This is a genomic window from Nonomuraea sp. 3N208 (assembly GCF_052245935.1).
GTDB lineage: Bacteria > Actinomycetota > Actinomycetes > Streptosporangiales > Streptosporangiaceae > Nonomuraea.
Genome location: NZ_JBQQBR010000015.1, coordinates 235,075 through 252,602, shown reverse-complemented (window position 1 = coordinate 252,602; position 17,528 = coordinate 235,075). Strand labels below are relative to the sequence as shown.

General features: G+C 65.7%; 18 protein-coding genes, 1 tRNA gene and 3 pseudogenes. 13 read left to right on the top strand and 9 right to left on the bottom strand.

Features of this window, described 5'->3' with window-relative positions; translation table 11 throughout:
* Positions 1–287 precede the first annotated feature (287 nt).
* Positions 288–395: pseudogene (locus ACTWPT_RS24240) on the top strand (hypothetical protein); the annotation flags it as partial.
* 78 nt (positions 396–473) lie between these two features.
* Here ACTWPT_RS24240 and ACTWPT_RS24235 read toward each other — a convergent pair.
* Positions 474–932 (bottom strand): annotated as a pseudogene (locus tag ACTWPT_RS24235) (DUF6444 domain-containing protein); the annotation flags it as partial.
* Positions 933–1,058: 126 nt separating this feature from the next.
* Here ACTWPT_RS24235 and ACTWPT_RS24230 point away from each other — a divergent pair.
* The 3 genes and pseudogenes from ACTWPT_RS24230 (at position 1,059) to ACTWPT_RS24220 (ending at position 3,192) form a co-directional block, all read left to right on the top strand.
* Positions 1,059–1,382 (top strand): hypothetical protein, encoded by a 324-nt coding sequence (locus tag ACTWPT_RS24230; RefSeq protein WP_443179720.1) that lies wholly within the window; start codon positions 1,059–1,061, stop codon positions 1,380–1,382.
* Positions 1,383–1,566: 184 nt separating this feature from the next.
* Positions 1,567–1,734 (top strand): annotated as a pseudogene (locus ACTWPT_RS24225) (IS5/IS1182 family transposase); the annotation flags it as partial.
* Positions 1,735–2,862: 1,128 nt separating this feature from the next.
* The gene (locus tag ACTWPT_RS24220; RefSeq protein WP_443179719.1) at positions 2,863–3,192 is read left to right on the top strand and encodes a hypothetical protein; all 330 of its coding nucleotides are present in this window, start codon (positions 2,863–2,865) and stop codon (positions 3,190–3,192) included.
* 81 nt (positions 3,193–3,273) lie between these two features.
* Here the strand turns inward: ACTWPT_RS24220 and ACTWPT_RS24215 are convergent, their stop codons facing one another.
* The gene (locus tag ACTWPT_RS24215; RefSeq protein ID WP_443179718.1) at positions 3,274–3,495 is read right to left on the bottom strand and encodes a hypothetical protein; all 222 of its coding nucleotides are present in this window, start codon (positions 3,493–3,495) and stop codon (positions 3,274–3,276) included.
* Between the two features lie 92 nt (positions 3,496–3,587).
* Between ACTWPT_RS24215 and ACTWPT_RS24210 the strand changes: the two genes are divergently transcribed.
* Both ACTWPT_RS24210 and ACTWPT_RS24205 read left to right on the top strand, forming a co-directional pair.
* The gene (locus tag ACTWPT_RS24210; protein WP_443179717.1) at positions 3,588–3,752 is read left to right on the top strand and encodes a hypothetical protein; all 165 of its coding nucleotides are present in this window, start codon (positions 3,588–3,590) and stop codon (positions 3,750–3,752) included.
* 321 nt (positions 3,753–4,073) lie between these two features.
* Positions 4,074–5,705, top strand: coding sequence for a hypothetical protein (locus ACTWPT_RS24205; RefSeq protein WP_443179716.1), 1,632 nt, complete (start codon positions 4,074–4,076; stop codon positions 5,703–5,705).
* A gap of 54 nt (positions 5,706–5,759) precedes the next feature.
* Here the strand turns inward: ACTWPT_RS24205 and ACTWPT_RS24200 are convergent, their stop codons facing one another.
* On the bottom strand, positions 5,760–6,992 hold the full coding sequence (locus ACTWPT_RS24200; protein WP_443179715.1) for a plasmid pRiA4b ORF-3 family protein: 1,233 nt from the start codon (positions 6,990–6,992) through the stop codon (positions 5,760–5,762).
* A gap of 258 nt (positions 6,993–7,250) precedes the next feature.
* On the opposite strand from ACTWPT_RS24200, the gene ACTWPT_RS24195 reads away from it, so the two are divergent.
* Positions 7,251–9,284 (top strand): PrsW family glutamic-type intramembrane protease, encoded by a 2,034-nt coding sequence (locus ACTWPT_RS24195; RefSeq protein WP_443179714.1) that lies wholly within the window; start codon positions 7,251–7,253, stop codon positions 9,282–9,284.
* Complete coding sequence (locus ACTWPT_RS24190; RefSeq protein ID WP_443179713.1) at positions 9,281–9,661, top strand: hypothetical protein; 381 nt, start codon at positions 9,281–9,283, stop codon at positions 9,659–9,661. The genes ACTWPT_RS24195 and ACTWPT_RS24190 overlap by 4 nt, the downstream gene beginning before the upstream one ends.
* A 50-nt stretch (positions 9,662–9,711) precedes the next feature.
* On the opposite strand, the gene ACTWPT_RS24185 is transcribed toward ACTWPT_RS24190, so the two are convergent.
* Positions 9,712–9,900 (bottom strand): hypothetical protein, encoded by a 189-nt coding sequence (locus tag ACTWPT_RS24185; RefSeq protein WP_443179712.1) that lies wholly within the window; start codon positions 9,898–9,900, stop codon positions 9,712–9,714.
* A 414-nt stretch (positions 9,901–10,314) separates the two neighbouring features.
* Between ACTWPT_RS24185 and ACTWPT_RS24180 the strand changes: the two genes are divergently transcribed.
* Positions 10,315–11,745 carry an ATP-binding protein gene (locus tag ACTWPT_RS24180; protein WP_443179711.1) on the top strand — a complete coding sequence of 477 codons (1,431 nt, stop codon included), beginning with the start codon at positions 10,315–10,317 and terminating at the stop codon, positions 11,743–11,745.
* 437 nt (positions 11,746–12,182) lie between these two features.
* The gene (locus ACTWPT_RS24175; RefSeq protein WP_443179710.1) at positions 12,183–12,680 is read left to right on the top strand and encodes a hypothetical protein; all 498 of its coding nucleotides are present in this window, start codon (positions 12,183–12,185) and stop codon (positions 12,678–12,680) included.
* Positions 12,681–12,998: 318 nt separating this feature from the next.
* On the opposite strand, the gene ACTWPT_RS24170 is transcribed toward ACTWPT_RS24175, so the two are convergent.
* Entirely contained in the window at positions 12,999–13,673 is a 675-nt protein-coding gene (locus ACTWPT_RS24170) for a hypothetical protein (RefSeq protein ID WP_443179709.1), read from the bottom strand.
* Positions 13,674–13,978: 305 nt separating this feature from the next.
* On the opposite strand from ACTWPT_RS24170, the gene ACTWPT_RS24165 reads away from it, so the two are divergent.
* The 3 genes from ACTWPT_RS24165 to ACTWPT_RS24155 are packed head-to-tail and all read left to right on the top strand — an operon-like array spanning position 13,979 to position 15,284.
* Positions 13,979–14,122, top strand: coding sequence for an excisionase family DNA-binding protein (locus tag ACTWPT_RS24165; RefSeq protein WP_443179708.1), 144 nt, complete (start codon positions 13,979–13,981; stop codon positions 14,120–14,122).
* Positions 14,122–14,547 carry a hypothetical protein gene (locus tag ACTWPT_RS24160; protein WP_443179707.1) on the top strand — a complete coding sequence of 142 codons (426 nt, stop codon included), beginning with the start codon at positions 14,122–14,124 and terminating at the stop codon, positions 14,545–14,547. Before ACTWPT_RS24165 ends, ACTWPT_RS24160 begins: the two co-directional genes overlap by 1 nt.
* Positions 14,541–15,284 (top strand): site-specific integrase, encoded by a 744-nt coding sequence (locus ACTWPT_RS24155; RefSeq protein ID WP_443179706.1) that lies wholly within the window; start codon positions 14,541–14,543, stop codon positions 15,282–15,284. Before ACTWPT_RS24160 ends, ACTWPT_RS24155 begins: the two co-directional genes overlap by 7 nt.
* Before the next feature lie 71 nt (positions 15,285–15,355).
* On the opposite strand, the gene ACTWPT_RS24150 is transcribed toward ACTWPT_RS24155, so the two are convergent.
* The 4 genes from ACTWPT_RS24150 to ACTWPT_RS24135 all read right to left on the bottom strand — a co-directional run bounded on the left by ACTWPT_RS24150 (position 15,356) and on the right by ACTWPT_RS24135 (position 17,522).
* Positions 15,356–15,427, bottom strand: a tRNA-Val gene (locus ACTWPT_RS24150).
* Between the two features lie 17 nt (positions 15,428–15,444).
* Positions 15,445–16,413 carry an ROK family protein gene (locus ACTWPT_RS24145; protein WP_443179705.1) on the bottom strand — a complete coding sequence of 323 codons (969 nt, stop codon included), beginning with the start codon at positions 16,411–16,413 and terminating at the stop codon, positions 15,445–15,447.
* Positions 16,414–16,728: 315 nt separating this feature from the next.
* Positions 16,729–17,046 (bottom strand): hypothetical protein, encoded by a 318-nt coding sequence (locus ACTWPT_RS24140; protein ID WP_443179704.1) that lies wholly within the window; start codon positions 17,044–17,046, stop codon positions 16,729–16,731.
* Positions 17,047–17,060: 14 nt separating this feature from the next.
* Complete coding sequence (locus ACTWPT_RS24135; RefSeq protein WP_443179727.1) at positions 17,061–17,522, bottom strand: peroxiredoxin; 462 nt, start codon at positions 17,520–17,522, stop codon at positions 17,061–17,063.
* Positions 17,523–17,528 lie beyond the last annotated feature (6 nt).

Here is a 17,528-nt window from a genome sequence, read left to right as displayed (position 1 = left end):
CCGCTTCAGCTGCTCGATCTCGGCCAGCAGCGCCGCGATCACCGCGTCCCGCTCGGCTAACGCGGCCAGCAACTCCTCACGGCTGAGGCCATCGGGGTCACCAGTGGAGGACACCCTCTCAAACTACAAACACAGCCCCGCAACACCCCGACTCATCCGGAAACCGGCGCGTCTACCCCAAACCCGGCACGATCAACGACGGGCCTGAATGGATACATCTGGGGCTGAACGACAAGGTCGCGCTCATCACCGGCGGAACGGGGAGCATCGGTGGCGCGCTGGCCCGGGTGTTCGCGGCCGAGGGCGCACGCGTCGCGTTGACGTACCGCGACAACGAGGTGCGCGCCAAGGAGATGGCCGACGAGATCGGCGGGATGGCGGTTCACTACGATCTGGGCGATCCGGTGTCCGTCAAGGAGGCGGTGGACGCCGTGGTCACGCGGTGGGGCGGCGTCGCCCCGGCAGGCCGGGCAGGTCACCTTGACCATCCGGTACTCGGTGACCTGGAGTTTCACCGGCGGAGTGTCGAACATCTGCACCCGCGCGACGACCTTCCCCGCCAGATCGGCCAGCGTGGATCCGCACCCGGCGCATGCGTCGGGAGCGATGATGGTGATCTGGTCCGGATCGCTCCGCCAGGCCAGCGCATGCCCCTCGTGCCCGGCCTGCCCACCGCGCGGCCGGGGCGAGCGCTCTTTCGGCTTCTTGGCGCGTTTCGCCCGTGCTGACGGACCGTCCGAACCCGGCGGCATCGAGGAGTTGGACGAATCCATCCCCACACGCCGCTTCAGCTGCTCGACCTCCGCCAGCAACGCCCTGATCACGGCATCCCGCTCCGCGACCGCGGCCCTCAGCTCGTCTAGAGCAGCCAACAGCTCCTCACGGCCGAGCTCCTGGGAGGTCGGACACGAGCTCAAACTACGACGACCCATACCAAGATCCTGCATTCACCAGAAACCGGCGCGTCTCCCCCAAACCAGACCTCAGCTCAACGCAGGGCGTGAATGGATACCATGTTACGCCTGCTACGTCGAGGTCGTGCCGCGTACGCAGCCGCCATGGTCCTTTCCGCCCTGACCCTGACGGCCGTTCCGGCCCATGCGACGGCCACAGCCCGGCTCACCCTCTACTCCGACACCGCCTTCTCCCAGCCGACCAACTCCATCACGTACTCGAGCTGCACCCCCTTCTACGGCACGGTCCCCGGGCAGCGCGTCGGCTCCTTCGACAACACCCCGCCGCCCGGATGCCAGGTGGTCCTGCATTCGACGGGCGGCGCCTTTGTCCTCTGCATCGGCCGAGCCGTGGTCCCCGTGGCCTTCCGCCACGTCGTTCTCTACCAAATCCGCTCCGGCACCAGCGTGCCGTGCCCGGTAGCGTAAAAATCCGTACCGGCTCCTGATCGAATCGCGGCCGCCGACCGCCCACGTCTGCCGGCCCTTCACGCCTGAACGCTGTCGTCGCTCGGCCGGCTTGTCGCCCTGTCGAGAAGGTCGTAGGCGCCCGGCGGCGGCATCGCACTGTTCCTGTACACCAGAATGCGAAAGTCCGAGCAGGCCGAAAACGGTCAAACGCCGCTGGGTCGTCGAACCCAGCCTGGGCTGGCTCATGCTTGTACCGCCGTTTAACCCGCGACTATGAGACCCTGTCCACCGGTTCCCAAGCCATGATCTACATCGCCTCACCGAGCGCATAACGGACGAGACCACCCAAATCTGGCGAGGCACCTACTAGCACATAAGCCGCAATCTACTCAAATCAAACGCTCTCTCGGGAGACCATTCCGGTTCTCCAGCTCGTCCAGGAAGCGCTCCACAACGTCGGTCTGCCGTACGTTCTCCTCCAGCGATTCACCGACGATCCGGCCCGCCAGGTCGGTCGACAGTCGGCCGATCTCTGGGCGGATTTGGGCGAACGCCGCCTCTCTGTCGGTCTCGATCTGGGCACGCCGTCAGCGAGGTTCTCAGGGCACCGTGTGCAACAAATTGCCGACGCACATCGAGGTCGGTGCCGCGGAGAGGAACGCTTCAAGTACTCGATGACTATCGCGAACGTTGGGACTAGAATACCGTACGACTATTCCGATTACGTCCACGTCCATGCGAAGCGGCATGAATTTCTCAAAGAGGAGTCAGAAGCCGAAAATGGTGCAGAACGCCAACGGGAGCATCATGTTCTGCACTAGCCGCCAGGTCGGGTCATGGTCCACGGCCGTAACCGCAAAGTCGTTGGAGCTTTCGCCGCAGCGCTGAATGCCAGTTCGAGCGGCACATGCGCGGCCTGCGCATTCACCCACTGTTTGGGCCGACCTGCGGGCAGGCGGCAGCTCGGGCATAACGGCGGACTTGAGCGCTCCGGGACAACATGCACCAACCGGCCACCGCCTGCTTCGTACTCGACCCTCAAATACTCTGACACGATTAACCCGAGTAGGGCCGACCCCGTATCCTGTCCCATGCACCCGTCGCGTGGTAGTGATCTGTTTCTTCGGCGAGGACATGATCCACCACCACGGGTGCTTCTCATTTCAGGATGAACAGGTCAACGATCACACACTGTCATCCCTCACAATCACCAACTGTGATCACATGACAACGCCGGCCCGGCCAATCGCGAAGACCCCGAAAACGGCGCACATGAACGGCACAGTGGAAGTGCGATCGCGCATTCAGAGACACCGGGCTGCTTCCTCTGGCGGGCATCGCAACGGACGACTATCAAGAGAAGCTGCGCGGCTACGAGGCGAGTCTTCCTTCAGAACAGCAGATAACCCGGCGGCTCAAACACGATGTAGCGATCATCGTCGAGCGAACGCTCACCCGTCTGGGCATCGTGAAGGAGGAACTGCACAACACGGGGCGCATGGCACCGACCACCCCACCCACAAGGCCCAGGGCAGCATGGTTGCGCGCCCGCAAGCCGATGGCACGGCTCGCCTCGTACGACTCGGCCGCCGCCTTCGATCCGTCGAGCAGGATGCTGGCGACCAGCGGCAGATCCCTCCGGGCGTGGGACACCGCTACAGGCAGGCTGCTCTGGAACGTGCCGCTCAACCTGGACCTGAACCTCGGCGCGGTGACGTTCAGCCCCGACGGCACACGCGTCGCCATCGACAGACACCCTACGGCGACCGGCCCCCTCGCCTATCGGACTCAGGCGAGTTGCTCGTCGTCGACGCCCGTACGGGCGTGAAGAGCAGGACCTCCGGCAGCGAGGCGGACCACGCGGTGTTCTCACTGGGCGGCGGCCGGCTGTTCACCACTGACGGCGAGATCATTGACGTGGGGACCGGCAAGAAATGTGGCCATCCGCGACCAGGCGATGAGCCGCGACGGCACGCTCGCCTCCGACATCCGCCACGGCCGTATCCAGCTCTGGCGTGACGACCGGCTCCAGCGGATACTTCTCCGCGGCGACAGGGACGCAGACCTCCACCAGCTGGTCTTCAACGCCGAAGGCGACCTGCTCGCCGCCGGCGACGAGGGCACCGCGCAAGTGTGGGACATGGCGGCGCGCAGGCGCCTCGACAGCGCGATCCCGCTCCGCGGCGCGGACATCACCTCCCCGACCTTCGCCGGATCCAGCCTGTGGGCCGCCGACGCCGCCGGCGCATCGTCGAACTCACCGTCTACCCGGCGCGAATGGCAGGCGATGTCTGCACGCGTGCCGGCCGCACGCTCACCCGCGCCGAGTGGGGCCGACACTTCGAGGACCTGCCCTACCAGGATGTCTGCCCGAGCACCGGCGGCTAGAGGAGCATTGCGGTTTCCATGGGAGCTGATGGCACGAAAGCCTGGCGTGGTGGACGCCTACTCTCTCGACGACTACGCCGCTCAAGCGTCACACCACCTCGAGCAGGCCCACCGCCGAGACCCGACCTGGAGAAAAAACAGAGGGCGTGATCTCAACGATCACGCCCTCTGGGGGGCCGTAGCCCCGGACAAGCTTGTCGCCGTCTCATCCGGCGTTTTCATGGTACAGCATACGCAGATCGCGCGCTTTCCCTATGCTCACAGTAGTCAGGTAGACACTCTAGGCTCACACATTCCTCCGTTCATTCCAAGGTTCGCAGCATGCACAAAACGCCTCCCGGGCGCGATCCTTCCTCTTCATACTCCCAGCACGTCGCCGCGCGCATGATGAACTTCAGCGGCACCGTGACCCCCTGGCCTCGCCGTCTCTGGGACGTCAGTTCCTTCCTTGCTCTGGAGGAACTGCATGAGGCGGGCACATGGGTCGACCGTCGGGTGCTCTCCCAGTCGGCGCTCGACTGGCAACGGCACGAGATGGAGCGGCTGCTGGGCAACGACCCGGCGCTCGGCTCGAAGGCCTTCCGTCGGGAGCTGCAGGAATGCCTGCGGACGACACTGACGGTCGCGAGCGACGGCCGCAGGAAGTTGCGCCACCTCATCGACCTGGGCCGTCCCGGCTACCTCGTCCGCTGGGCCGCATGTGTGGCCGAGGCCGACCCACCGCCACCGGAGAAGGTCGCCAGGGCGGTCGCCTCTCATCTGCTCGACAGCGGGCACAGCATGGACGGCCTCAACCGCTGGCTCCGTGAGGACCGGCTCGGCCTGTCGGCCACAGATCTGATCAGCGAGGCCGCCGGGCTGCTGACACAGCCGCCGACGTGCTGGACGGTGGTCGTTCCCTTCGCCACATTGCACAACTGGGAAGAGCTGGCCGCCGACCTCCCCCATTGGATCGGCGCGCGCGAGGCCACGGATCTCATGGCCTCCGCCGGAACGAAACCGGCTACGCACGTCATCGGCGCCCTTTCGTACGAGGTAGAGGCAAGGGACGCGGAACGGGCACTGGAGATCGTCTCTGACCTGGTGGAGCGTCTTCAGGCTCGGGCCCGCTTCGCCTCGACCGGGTCGGTGACGCCGTTCGACACAGCCGTCGTGCGCAACCAGGGCGGCGCCATGCCGCTCCGGATGCCCGCACGGGGCGCCCGGGTCCTGTCCCTGGCCGCCGAACGTCAGCTCTACGTGGTCGGAGCCGAGCCGCAGCGCCTGGCCGACCGGCGGCGCAGCGCCGTGGACGAGGCACTGGAGATCGCCTCGGCCCTCAACCACGGCCCCGTCGCCCCCGCCATCGCAGGCGGGTGGAGCGCTCTGGAGTCGCTGTTGACCGAGGCGCGGGACCCCGACGAGCGAGAGCGCGTCGTCGCCGCTTCACGTGCGGCCGCGCTGGTCACCTGCTCCTGGCCACGGGCCGAGCTGACCGCGCTCTCGTATCGCATCCGGCGCACTGGGGACGGGGATCTGGCCGAACGGCTGGAGCAGTGCGCCTCCAACCGGGAACGCGCAATCTTGATCGCTACTGAGCTGGCACAGGGCCGCTCGCTTCCTTTGGAACGTTCCTGGCGCCGCAGGAGCGACATCGCGGCAGTCGCCCGTATGCGGGCGCTACTTGCCGACCCAGTCCCGGTGCTCGCCCGGGTGCGCCGCTATGTCGAGATCTCCCTGCGCAGGCTCTACCGCAGCCGCAACATCGTCCTGCACGGCGGCTCGACGGGCGGGGTGGCACTCCAGGCGGCCCTCCGGGTGACCGCACCGCTGGTGGGAGCCGCACTCGACCGGCTGACGCACGCCGACCTGGTGGCCGGGGTCCCGCCTCTCGTCCTTGCCTCCCGCGCCGAGATCGCCCTGCGCATGGTCGGCGATGAGATGGGCCCAGGTCTCTGCGACCTGATCGAGTGACCGCGACTGCCGGGTGTGCGGCAGCGAACGGCAGGACGCGCCCCGACGGCCCGATCAAGCGATCGTCAGCACCGCGCGCCGGACCCCCTCCAGATCAAACCGCGCCGGATCGAACTCGGCACCGCTGGTCAATCTCGCCCAGCGGACCAGATGCTCATGCTCCTCATGACGGGGATCGGCCAGTGCTGCCCGGAACTCGCGGTAGCCCCACGTCCCGCCGCAGTCCTCCGGCGGGCACGCGCCCTCTCCCGCCACGACCGCCGGATACCGGCCCCCCTCCTCCGCCTCCATCACTCGCTCCACGACGATCTCGTGCTCCCAGCTGTCGCCGAAGTCGTACTCCCAGCCGATCCGTGCGCCCGTGCCGCCTGCTGCCTCGGCCAACGTGACCGCCGTCTCGTCCAGCAGGCCGTCCTCCCATTCGGACGAGGGCCGGCCGTAGCGTCGCTCGCCAACGGTGAAGACGTGCAGGTGGTAGTCCTCCCACCCCATGGTCATCGCGAGGATGCGGTGGAATCGAGCCAGCGAGATCCCCGCCGACACCAAAAGCCGCCGCCACACCACCGGCGCATCAGTGTCCAGCAACGTCACCTTGATCTCGTACACCGGCTCGCCCGGACCGGCCTCCCCAAGGTCCCGCCGTACCGAATCCCACCCGAGCGGTGTCAGCCCGGCCTGCTCTCCGGCGATCTCGATCGCGCCCAGGTGCGCGAGCGTCTCCAGCAGCCGGCCGGTGTCCTGATCGTTGCTCCGCCGCGCGAGATCCGGCTTGTCGATGACGAACGGCGCCGACGCCCGCTCCCACGACAGCTCGTACAGCTCCGTCAGCGGGACGGGACCGCCGTACAGGCGAGTCAGCAGGGTACGCACCACCGGCGCGAACTCCTCATGCAACGGCGAGGTCCACCACCCGGCCGGGCACACGGCCTCCGCCAGCCGTGGAATCGCATCGAACGCCGCCTGCCACAGCGCTTGCGGGCGGGCGAGCACCGGCGCCGCCTTCTTCACCGGAACAAGCCGTCCCTTGACCACCCGTACCAGTCCGGCCGCCCTCGCCCAGAAAAGGATCCGCCTCAATCCGCCCAGCTCGGCGCTGGACGTGGTCTTGAACACCCGCCCGCCGATATCGGGGTCGATCACGTCACCGGTGTCGAGCAGGGCCACCAAGGTCCTGGCGTCGGCCATTGTGATCTGGCCGGTAGCGGTAAGTTTCCGCCCAGCGCCGATCCACTCGGTGAACGTCCGCAACTCCCGCACCACAGGAGATTCCTCTGCTGTGTGCACCACGCGCCCAGTTAACCAGCAACACCCCCGGTGGAGAGGGAACACGGACGAGCCCTGCGTCAGAAATCCCCGAGCCATCAAGCCGACCGACGCTGAGCCGGACTGCCATCAGCAGTTCGAGGAGGTGGACCAGGACACGCTCTGCATCATCCGACGCACCGATCCGCCGCATTCCCTACCTATTTGAGCCGATCGAGCGAGGTTGATCTCCTGCGCAGGTAACGTCCCGCCTGCTGATGCCCGCGGCGGAAGGAAACGCCGATGCTCACAGTGTTGATGGCGTTCGCGGCCTGCTATGGGGTCCTCCAGCTCGCCGTACTCGGTTCGGGCACCCGCTCGGTCCGGGTTCTCACTCTGCTCCTGGCCGTCGGGGCCGGGTTCTATGGCTGCGGCATGACAGCCGTGCTGCTTCAGCTCGCCTACACCAGGACCCTGTCCGCGCTCGCCGGTGAGCGGCTCTACGGCGTGGTCAACGTGGCCGCATACACCATCGACCCGCTCATCGAGGAGATCGTCAAGGTCATCCCGCTGTTGATCATTGGGATGTGGGCGCGGCTGCGCCGCGCCTGGCGTCTGACCGACTATCTCCTGCTCGGAGCCGCCTTCGGTGCGGGCTTCGGCCTGTTGGAAGCGGTGTTCAGGATGTCCGCCCACGCCGGCAAGGCCATCGACACGCTGAATGGCTATCTGATCCCACGCGGCTTCAGCAACGTCCTGGTCCCCGATGTCGGCACCACCCTGGCCTCTTGGCTCCCCGCCCCCACCACCTACCAATCCCTGGGTATTCCGGACGCCCCCGACGTCAGCTTTCACCTGACCTGGTCCGCCCTGGCCGGACTCGGTATCGGCCTGCTGCTGCGCGGCCGCGGGCTCGCCCGCCTGGCCGCGCCGATGTTCCTGGTGCTGGTGTGGGCCGACCACGCCGCATTGAACTTCGACGTGTCCCTGTCCAAGGACAGCACCCTCGGCACCGTCCTCTCGTCCCCGTTCGTCGCCGCTCAACCGGTGCGCGGCCTATGGCCGCTGCTCGCGCTGGGGTTAGCCGTCTGGTCCGACGCACGTGTCCTTCGTGCCGGCAAGGCCGCTCATCGTCGTCTGCTGCTCCCCGGAGAACAGCCCACTGGCCTGTCCGGATTGGTGGTGCTCAGCCGATACGGCATGCTCCGCCCACCCTGGACGACCTGGATGATCTTACGGTACGCACTGCTTCGCCGTACCGCACTGTTCACCGGCGCACGCGGGGAGATCCTTGCCCTCGCCGCCCAGACCCGGGACCATCTCACCCAGGCCCAGGACCGGCAGGCCCGGACGGGCACCGCCCAGGGCTGGCGAGCCGTCGGCATCCCCGGACCCGCCCGGCCGGGCAAGAGCGCCTGGCTGAAGCGGTACTGGCCCCTGCTGGTGTGGGCGATCCTGACAATTCCCCCACTCATCTATTTCCTGCTCGGCACGACCCCGGGCATCGCCGGCATCCAGCGCGTGCTCGGCTGGACCATCCTGCGACCGCTCCTCATCGTCCTGTTCCTGGCGGGAATGGCCCTCATCACGTGGCACATCATCGCCGGGCTGCGCGTGCTGCCCGGTGCCCTGCGCGGCGCCGACCCCGAGATGGCGGCACGGATCCAGTTCCGCATCGCCGCGGGGGCGGGAGCCTTGGTTCTCGGCACCGTCAGCCTGACCGCGTTCGCCGCCGGCACCCGCCTCGACCAGCGCGTCATCTCGAACGTGCACGTCCTGGACGCCATAGATGACCTGCTGCTGTACGGCGGGATAGCCCTGCTGCTCGCTGCCCTGGTCTTCTTCCCGCCAGTCGGTGCCGTCACCCTGGCGGGAGGCGGCATGGTCCTCGTGCCCACCATCACCACCGGCTTCCTCACACTCGGCGCGCTCGGCACCGCTGGGATCCTGCTTTCAGAGGCCAACCCGCCGTCAGGATCACAGCCCTCCTCCGGCGGCGGCCCATCCAGCTCCTCCAGCGGCTTGAGCGGATCCGTCAAGGCGCGACTTGGCGATTACTTCCAGGGCGGGGCCAGACCGAAGGCCAGCGAGCTGGAGGAGTTCGCCAAGGCCCAGGGGTGGACCAGAACGCAGACGCCGAACGGCCCGCCCAAGTATGTCGATGAGAATGGGATCGTGCGTCTCACCATCAAGCAAGGCAGCCCGCGCACGCCGGGCAGCGAGACGCCCCACGTGGAGGTCCGCAATGCGCGGGGACAACGAACCGACCCATTCGGCAACCCTGTGACGCGGACAAGCCCCGACAACCACACCCCGATCGAGTGGGACTTGCAATGATCGACTATACGAAGTTCCCCGAGTTGAACGGGGTCTACCTGGAAGACAGCTACGTCCTCGCCATCATCGAAAGGCCAGGGGTGCTGACTTTCATGCTCGAGGCCGTACTCACCCCCGAGCACCCGTACTACCGTCCCCCACGTCCCGGACAGCAATACTGCTACGCCAAAGCCACGCTCACCTTCCACGACGTCTCGGCCGTGGAGTGGATCAAGCAATCCCCGCACCGGTACGTCGACGCCTCCGGCGAGGAAGATCTAGGCAACATCGACAGCCTCGTGGCGGAAAGGGGGGTATATCGCGTCGATGGCGACTGGGGAGAAGTCCGTATCTTCACAAGCAGCCGTCCCCGTCTGGAATACGTCTCACCTAGCTGAAGGGCGTCTCATCGGCCCGGCAGACCGGCTTCGGGACCGCGCGTTGATATCTACCGCTTCTGGGCACGGTGCCGTTTCAGCAGCTCAGTGAGCTTCTCGTGGTTCTTCTCACCGTTCAATTCGTTGAGGAGCTCGTCGGGGCAGAGTTCGTAGAGGTCACCCCACCAGCGGCGTACCTTGTTGTCCCATATTCGGTAGCCGCCGGGCACTCCTCTTGCGACGTATCGCCTCCTGCTCACAGGGACACACTAGATTCCGGGCTGTGCCCGCTTGTCCCGGACAGCGCGCTTGCTGAGGCTGATCTTTCGCTTGACGTGGCACTTGCCAGGAAGATCGCTTTCCGAGACTGGCCGCGCCCCAGATAGCCCGCCTCTCCTCGCTCACGGACGGTGGCAGTGGCCTTGATACGGCGGCAAGACGCTCGATCAGAAGGCTGGTGATCTCGCCGACGCCGACATCGGGGAAGCGCTTCGGCATCACCTCGGTCGAGGGATTGGCGACGCTACGCAATGCTGAGGCAGCTAGCTCCGGCACGCCGTCCTCTCCATGGGTGGCCATGTGACCAGGACCGCCGGATCAGGCCCGGATGAAATGTAACCAGAACCCGAGCAAATGTAACCAGACCGTGGTTACATTTATTCATGAGCCGGCACGTGAACGAGTTGGTCGCACGTCTCCGTGCGACCGGGGGCGACTACGACGATGTCGAGGTCAAGTCGGCAGCAGGAGGGTTGCCGCAGTCGCTCGCCTCCACCCTGAGCGCGCTCGCAAACCATCCGGGCGGTGGGACGGTCATCCTTGGCCTCGACGAGGCCACCGGCTTTCGCCCGGTACAGCTACCAGACCCACAGGCTCTCAAGCAGGGCCTCGCTCACAAGGCCCGCTCGTTCTCGCCACCTGTCCAGCTCACGATCACCGACGCGGAGGTGGATGGGGCACCCGTCATCGTCGCCAGAGTGCATGAATGCGATCCGTCGGCCAAGCCATGTCGGATCACGGCGTCAGGCACGGCATACATGCGGGGGTACGACGGGGACTTCCCACTGTCGGATTTGGAAGAGCAGGCATTCCTTGCCGCCCGAAAACCACCGCTCTTCGACCGGCAGCCCGTGACAGGCGCTACCCGCGAGGACCTGGACAGCGACCTCGTCACAGCGTTCCTGCGTTCGGTCCGCGAACGGGATCCCCACGGCCTGGGCCGTTTCCCTGACGATGCCGAGCTGCTCCGGCGTGCCGGAGTGACTCTGCCCGATGGCACCCCGACCGTCGGGGGGCTGCTGGCTTTGGGCGTTCATCCACAGGAGTGGTTTCCACGCTTCGTCATCCAGGCTTCTGCGGAGCCGTTGCCGACTGATCCTGCCGGTTCTCGGGCCCGCAATCAGACGACGATCACGGGAGCCATTCCCCGGATGTTGGAAGAGGCCCTGGCATGGGCACGCCGCACCTTCGACACAAGCGTCGTGTCGGCGCCGGACGGAACTGTTCGCGATCAGCCGGCCTATCCATACATAGCGTTTCGCGAGATCATCGCGAACGCTCTTCTCCATCGCGACCTCGATCACTGGTCGGCGGGCATGGCGGTGGAGGTTCGGCTCCGCCGCGATCGATTGATCGTCTCCAATCCGGGTGGCCTCTATGGCATCACGGTCGATCGACTCGGACGCGACGCAGTCACCTCCGCCCGCAACGCGCGACTCGTCTCCATCTGTCAGCACGCTCGCACACCAGAAACTGGTGGACGCGTGATCGAGGCCCTGGCTACCGGCATCCCGATCGTTGCCAACGCCCTCGCTGAGGCGGGACTTCCGCCCGCGCATTACATCGACGCCGCCATCCGGTTCACTGTCGTCCTGCGGCAACAGGCGGCTCCCGCCGGCCGTCCAGGTAACGACCTGAACGAGACGGAGCTACGCGTGTACGACGCCTTGGCGGTCGGAGCACGGAACGTCGCTGACCTCAAGCAGGAACTGAACCTGTCCGCACCCAACATCCGCAAAGCGCTACGCGAGCTGCGGTCGAGAGGGCTCGTCGAGCAGTTGGGCGGGAAAGGACAGCCGACAACCTATCGGCAGCTCTCAGAGTAAGGCATTCAAAGATTGCCGTAGATGTCCAGCGCCGGCCCTCTGCACAATGAATTGCTCGAGGCGTGTCGTCGATGATGGCCTTCTTTAACAGGTGGGCGGTACTGGGTTCGAACCAGTGACCCCTTGCTTGTAAGAGTAGCTATTCGATCATCTGAGCTGGCGTTTCCGCTGCTCAGGCCGACATTCAGTGTGGGCTCATGTGTATGGTCGTGCTGCGGTGCGTGTCCCTGATGTCACTCAGTTTGTCACTCAAACCTCTTGGTGCCCTGAGTGTCAGAAACTCCCGGATTATCGCCTAGCGGTCACCAAGGCTCGTGGACTTGTTGTCGCAGGCGCGTACAGCACCCCATTGACCCGCGCGGGTGGCCGCATGAACAATCTTGTTCGGAAAGCTGTCCGGATCGACCGCATTGGGCGATCACGTTGAGGGATGGTATGTGGACGAGCGTCGGAAAACCAGGCAGGAACTCGTCCTCAGGGTGCTCGGTTGGGGCACTGTCGTCTACTTCCTGATCACCGGCTTCGCACTGGATCAGCATGCGTTGTTCGAGTTGAACCCTCCGCCGTCAGCGGTCCGCCTGCATGAGAAGAAGAGCGCCTACGCGGACGCTCTGGAAAGCAAGAGCCGCCAACTGGACAAGACCGACACGGTCGAGGCCGCGAACCTCGCCATGCAGGCCGCCCAGATCAAGGCCGAGGCCGATGCCGCTATCAAGGATCAATCGGATAGCCGTGGCCGGGCCTTCGCCCTGATCGCCGGCACCGTGGCGTTCTCTATCCTGTATCCCTTACTGATCGTGGCCACATACCGCCGAACTGACCCCGACGGCACCCTGGCGGCCGACGACCTTATTCCGTTGAGGGCGGCCCTGGTATACGGCATCGTGATGAGCATCGTGACGGCAGCAGCGGCGATTATGACGGCTTACGAGTGAACAGTTCGAACTCGTAGGATGGCGTGTAGGGGCAGACACGGGCCGCGCCCCTCAGTGTTGCTTTGTCCAGAACGCGCTCCCAGCGCGCGCTGCGTCGGGGAGTGACCTCTTCGATGCAAAGCAGTCAGATTGATCTCTGTACGGGCCGTTTCTCTTGGTCGTGTGGCTCGTGATCTGCATCATTGGGCACGCTCAGGCAGTTGTGGGCATCCCGGATATCACTCACTTTGTCACTTGGCTCGACGCCTGGCGGCCAAGCACAATCAGCCCTCTGGGCTGCCCCTCTGCCGTCGTCCCACCCAAAGGGCGCGGGCGAGGTCAGGCGAAGGCGCAGATGGCCTGCGCGAAGTAAACGGGGCCGCCTTCTGACGGGTTCGGGTTGATGGCCTGGACTGTCCACGAGGTACCCACCGCCATGTTCCGGACGAAGGACAGTGGAGGATCGCCGACAAGCGCCGCACCGTAGCCGCCGCCGGTCGGCACTTTTCCTGCGGGGCAGGTCGCCACAGCGATTGGACAAGTCGTGTCGTTGGCCGGGCAGATCACGTCCTCCCCATTCACCACTTCGTACCCGGAGACTCCGGCCTCACCCTGCGGGCCCTGCTCACCCTGTGGGCCCTGCTCACCCTGTGGGCCCTGCTCACCTTGTGGGCCCTGCGGGCCCCGCTCACCCTGTGGACCCTGAAGCTCTCGTGGGCCTGGCGGGCCGCTTGCGCCGGGGATATCCACATTATTGCGGGCATGGTGCGTCTGACGCTCGTGCTCGCGCTGGTGTTGGTATTGGTGCTGCCGGTTCTTGTTCCTGATCTGGTTGCGGCTTTTGGCCGGGTCGGTGGAAGAAGTGCTGAGGCGGTGACTGGCGGCTGCACGTGCGGTAGTGCTTTCCACCGTTACGCTCGCGGAAGCAGCGACGGCCATATTCAGAGTGATGGCACTGCTTGTCAGCACGGCGCCGATCGCAAACAGCGTGGCGAAGTTGCTTGACTTTAGCAAGTTGATTCCTCTTGGGACGTGTTATCCGAGTCGGGAATTCTCCGGCATTATGTCCGATTCCATCGGTCCATCGGGATTCCCTCCTCCGTTTCCTATGACATCGGAGAACAAACGTTTGATCAGGAGCCCTTTTCGATTGCTTGTCTTTTATTTGAAGACGGTAGGATCGTTCGCCCCTATTTCTCCTGATTACCGCCTGCTGCCACTCAAAGGTTAATTTCAGGCGCACGCCCTCCTGGCCTGCCCGTCTGCCGTCGTCCCACCCACGGGGTAGCGAGCCAGCCGCGGGGCTGCCCCGGCCGCGCGTGCGCCTGTCTCGGCGCTACCTCTATCAACGGATCCGCGCCGGACGCCTGCGCACTGTCAAGGCTGGACGCGCGCGCCGCATCCCTGCCGACGCTATCGCTGAGTACGTCAAGCTCCTGGAGCGGGAAGCGCAGGTCGCCTGATGCCCAAGCAGCGTGCCCACGGTGACGGTGGCCTGTACTGGAGCGAATCCCGCCAACGATGGATCGCCGAAATCACCATCGGCTACACGCCCGCCGGCCGACGCATCACCCGTAAAGCTGCCGGACGGACCAAGACCGAAGCCAAGACCAAACTCAAGGAGGTACTACGCGATCACGAGGACGGATTGGCCATCGCGCCAGCCAACTACACAGTTGCCGACGCGGTGAATTACTGGCTGGACAACGGTCTACCAGGACGCGAGCCCGCCACAGTCGAGATGTACCGAACGTACGCCAAGACACATCTTCTCCCCGAGCTGGGCAAGCGGAAGCTTCGGGATCTCCGTCGAAGATGTGGACCAATGGTTGCAACGCAACGAACGATCTCAGTCCCCGTTCACTCAAGATCCTTCACAACGTGCTGAACCGCTCCGTCAAGAATGCCATGCGGCGCGACAAGGTCAAACGCAACGTCGTGGACCTTTGTGAGGTGCCGGAAGGCCGAGCAGGCCGTAACTCCAAAGCGCTCACGCTGGTCCAGGCCGAAGCCGTCTTGCAGGCCGCCGAGAACGCACAGATCCGCATCCGGGCTTACATCGTGGTCTCGCTGCTCTCTGGAGCACGAACTGAGGAAGTACGGGCACTTCGGTGGAGTCATGTGGTCGCTCACGACGAGGAAGCCAAGGCATGGCGACCAGTGGACGTGATCGGCTGGGATCACAAGGAATTCGCTCTGTACGTTTGGCGCTCGGTGCGCAAGAAGGGCGAGATCAAGACCCCGAAGTCCCGACGTAGCCTAGCTCTGCCGAAACGCTGCGTGGACGCTCTCAAAGCCCTCAAGGAAGCTCAGAACGACGATCGCGAGTTGGTGTTCTCCACTCGGAACGGCTCCAAGATGACCGCCCACAACATCCGCCGCGACTTCAGGAAGGTGCTCGACAGCGCCAACCTCACCGGCAAGGACTGGGCGCCAAGGGAACTTCGACACAGCTTCGTGTCCCTGCTCTCGGATCATGACATCCCGATCGAGGACATCTCGCGTCTCGTCGGGCACTCCAACACGGTCGTCACGGAGACGGTCTACCGTCAGCAGATACGGCCAGTCATCCAAGAAGGCGCGACCGCGATGAACCGCATCTTCCCCATGGTCGATGAGGCATAGCCGTTCAACATGTCACTCAGTTTGTCACTCACGCCCCGTTTCCAAGATCGGAGACGGGGCGTTTTCGCAGGTGGGCGGTACTGGGTTCGAACCAGTGACCCCTCGCTTGTAAGGCGAGTGCTCTACCGCTGAGCTAACCGCCCCTGATCGGCACTACACCTTACGACACCAGGGGGGCCGATCGCACATCCACCGTCCAGTCAGGGCCGAGTTCGGGGCGGCCCGCGGCGCGCCAGCCCAGGAGGGCCGCGCCGAGCATGCCGGCGTCGACGCCCAGCGCGGCTGGGATCAGCGGGGGCGCCTCGCGGAAGGCCAGGCGCTTGACGAGGCGGGTGCGTACGGGGTCGAAGAGGGCGGGGCCGGCTTCTGCGAGGCCGCCGCCCAGGACTATGACCGAAGGGTCGAGCAGCAATGTGTACGTGGCCAGTGCCAGGGACAGGGCCTCCACGGCCTCGTCCCATACCTCGATGGCGATGGGGTCGTCCGAGGTGACCACCTGCTCGGCCTTGACGCCTTCCAAGCCCGCCCGCTGGCTGTAGCGGCGGCCCACCGAGGCGGCCGAGGCGTACGTCTCCAGGCAGCCGAACTGGCCGCAGGCGCACTGTTCGCCATCAGGGAAGACCGGGGTGTGGCCGATCTCGCCTGCCCAGCCTGATGAGCCGCCGTACGGCTCGCCGCGGATGATCGAGGCGCCGGCGATTCCCGTGCCTATGGGGAGGAAGAGAAAGTCCGAGAGGCCGCGGCCGGCGCCCAGGATGCTCTCGGCGAGCCCGCCGGTGCGTACGTCGTGTCCCAGCATTACCGGGATGTCCAGGGTGGTGAAGTTCGTGGCCGGGACGTCATGCCAGCCCAGGTTGGCCGCGTAGATGGCGGCGCTCTCGGACACCAGACCGGGTACGGCCAGGCCTACGCCCCGCGGGGTGCCGTCGCCTGCTGAGGCCAGGTGGCTGATGAAGTCGGAGATGGCGGTGACGACCGCCTCCGGGCCGTCCGCACGTGGGGTGGGGCGCCGCTCGCTCAGCAGCACCGCACCCGTCTCGCTGACCAGGCCGCCCTTCATGGACGTGCCGCCGACGTCGAGCGCGACAACGAACGCGCTGCTCGTAGTACCACTGCTGCTGGTGCTCATTGCGGACACGGAAGGAGACAATATCGCAGGTCAGCGAATGTCTGGAATGTCCGGTACTCCGCTTCCTCTTTCTCCCAGTCAGTCGCCGGTCCGGCGGGCGCCCTTCACCTCCTCGGATCCGTCAGCCGTCCTCCAACTCCTCGAGTCCGCCAGCCGCGCTCCACGTCCTCAGGGCTCAGGGCTCAGGGCTCAGGGCAACGATTAGGGCGACTCGACGACGCCTGTCCAGAGGGCGCGGAGGGCGCATCGCGGCGGCGGGTCGACCGCGTTCCGGCCGAGCAGTGCCGTCGCGCCCTATCGGCGCGCAGAGACCGCTCAGGTCCGCCCCAGCACCCGGTTGAGCGCCGCCTCCACCTCCGCCGACAGCCCCGGCGGCGGCGGGGCCGTGGAGCCGGAGAGCGGGGTGTCCGAACGTGCCATCCACACGGCCCCGCAGGACCGGCACTCCACCTCGCCCAGCCGGCAGATCAGCGCCGTGGACCCGCAGGTCCCGCACGCGTCCAGGTCGAGGTCGTGCAACCGTTGACAGTCCGGGCAGATCAGAACCTGCGACTCGTTGCGCACCCCGCGCTGCCACGGGCTGGCGCCGCGCACCGGGTCTGTCTGCCGGGCCCCGCACCGGTAGCAGGGCATCCTTCCCTCCGAGGTCAGTGAATGTCGGCGAGTGCCTTGACATAGTCGGCGACGTCGCGAGCGGAGGAGATCGGATTGACCACCGACCACCGGATCACGCCCTCGCCGTCGATGATGAAGGTCCCCCGTAGCGCGAGCCCCTTCGCCTCATCGAACACACCGTACGCCTGTGCGACCTGTCCGTGTGGCCAGAAATCAGAGAGCAGCGGAAACGTGTAACCCTCGCGTTCCGCCCACGCACGGTGCGTGAACACCGAGTCCACGGAGACCGTCAGCACTTGGGCGTTGGCGAACGGATGGTCGCGCAGCGCGGACAACTCGCTGTTGCAGACGCCTGTGAAGGCAAGCGGATAGAAGACCAGCACGACCTTCCTGCCCCGGAACTGGGACAGGCACACCGGAGTGCCGTGCTGGTCCTGCAGCTCGAAATCCGGAGCCTGGGCGCCGACCTCGGCAGGATGTGCGTTCACGGGCATCATCCT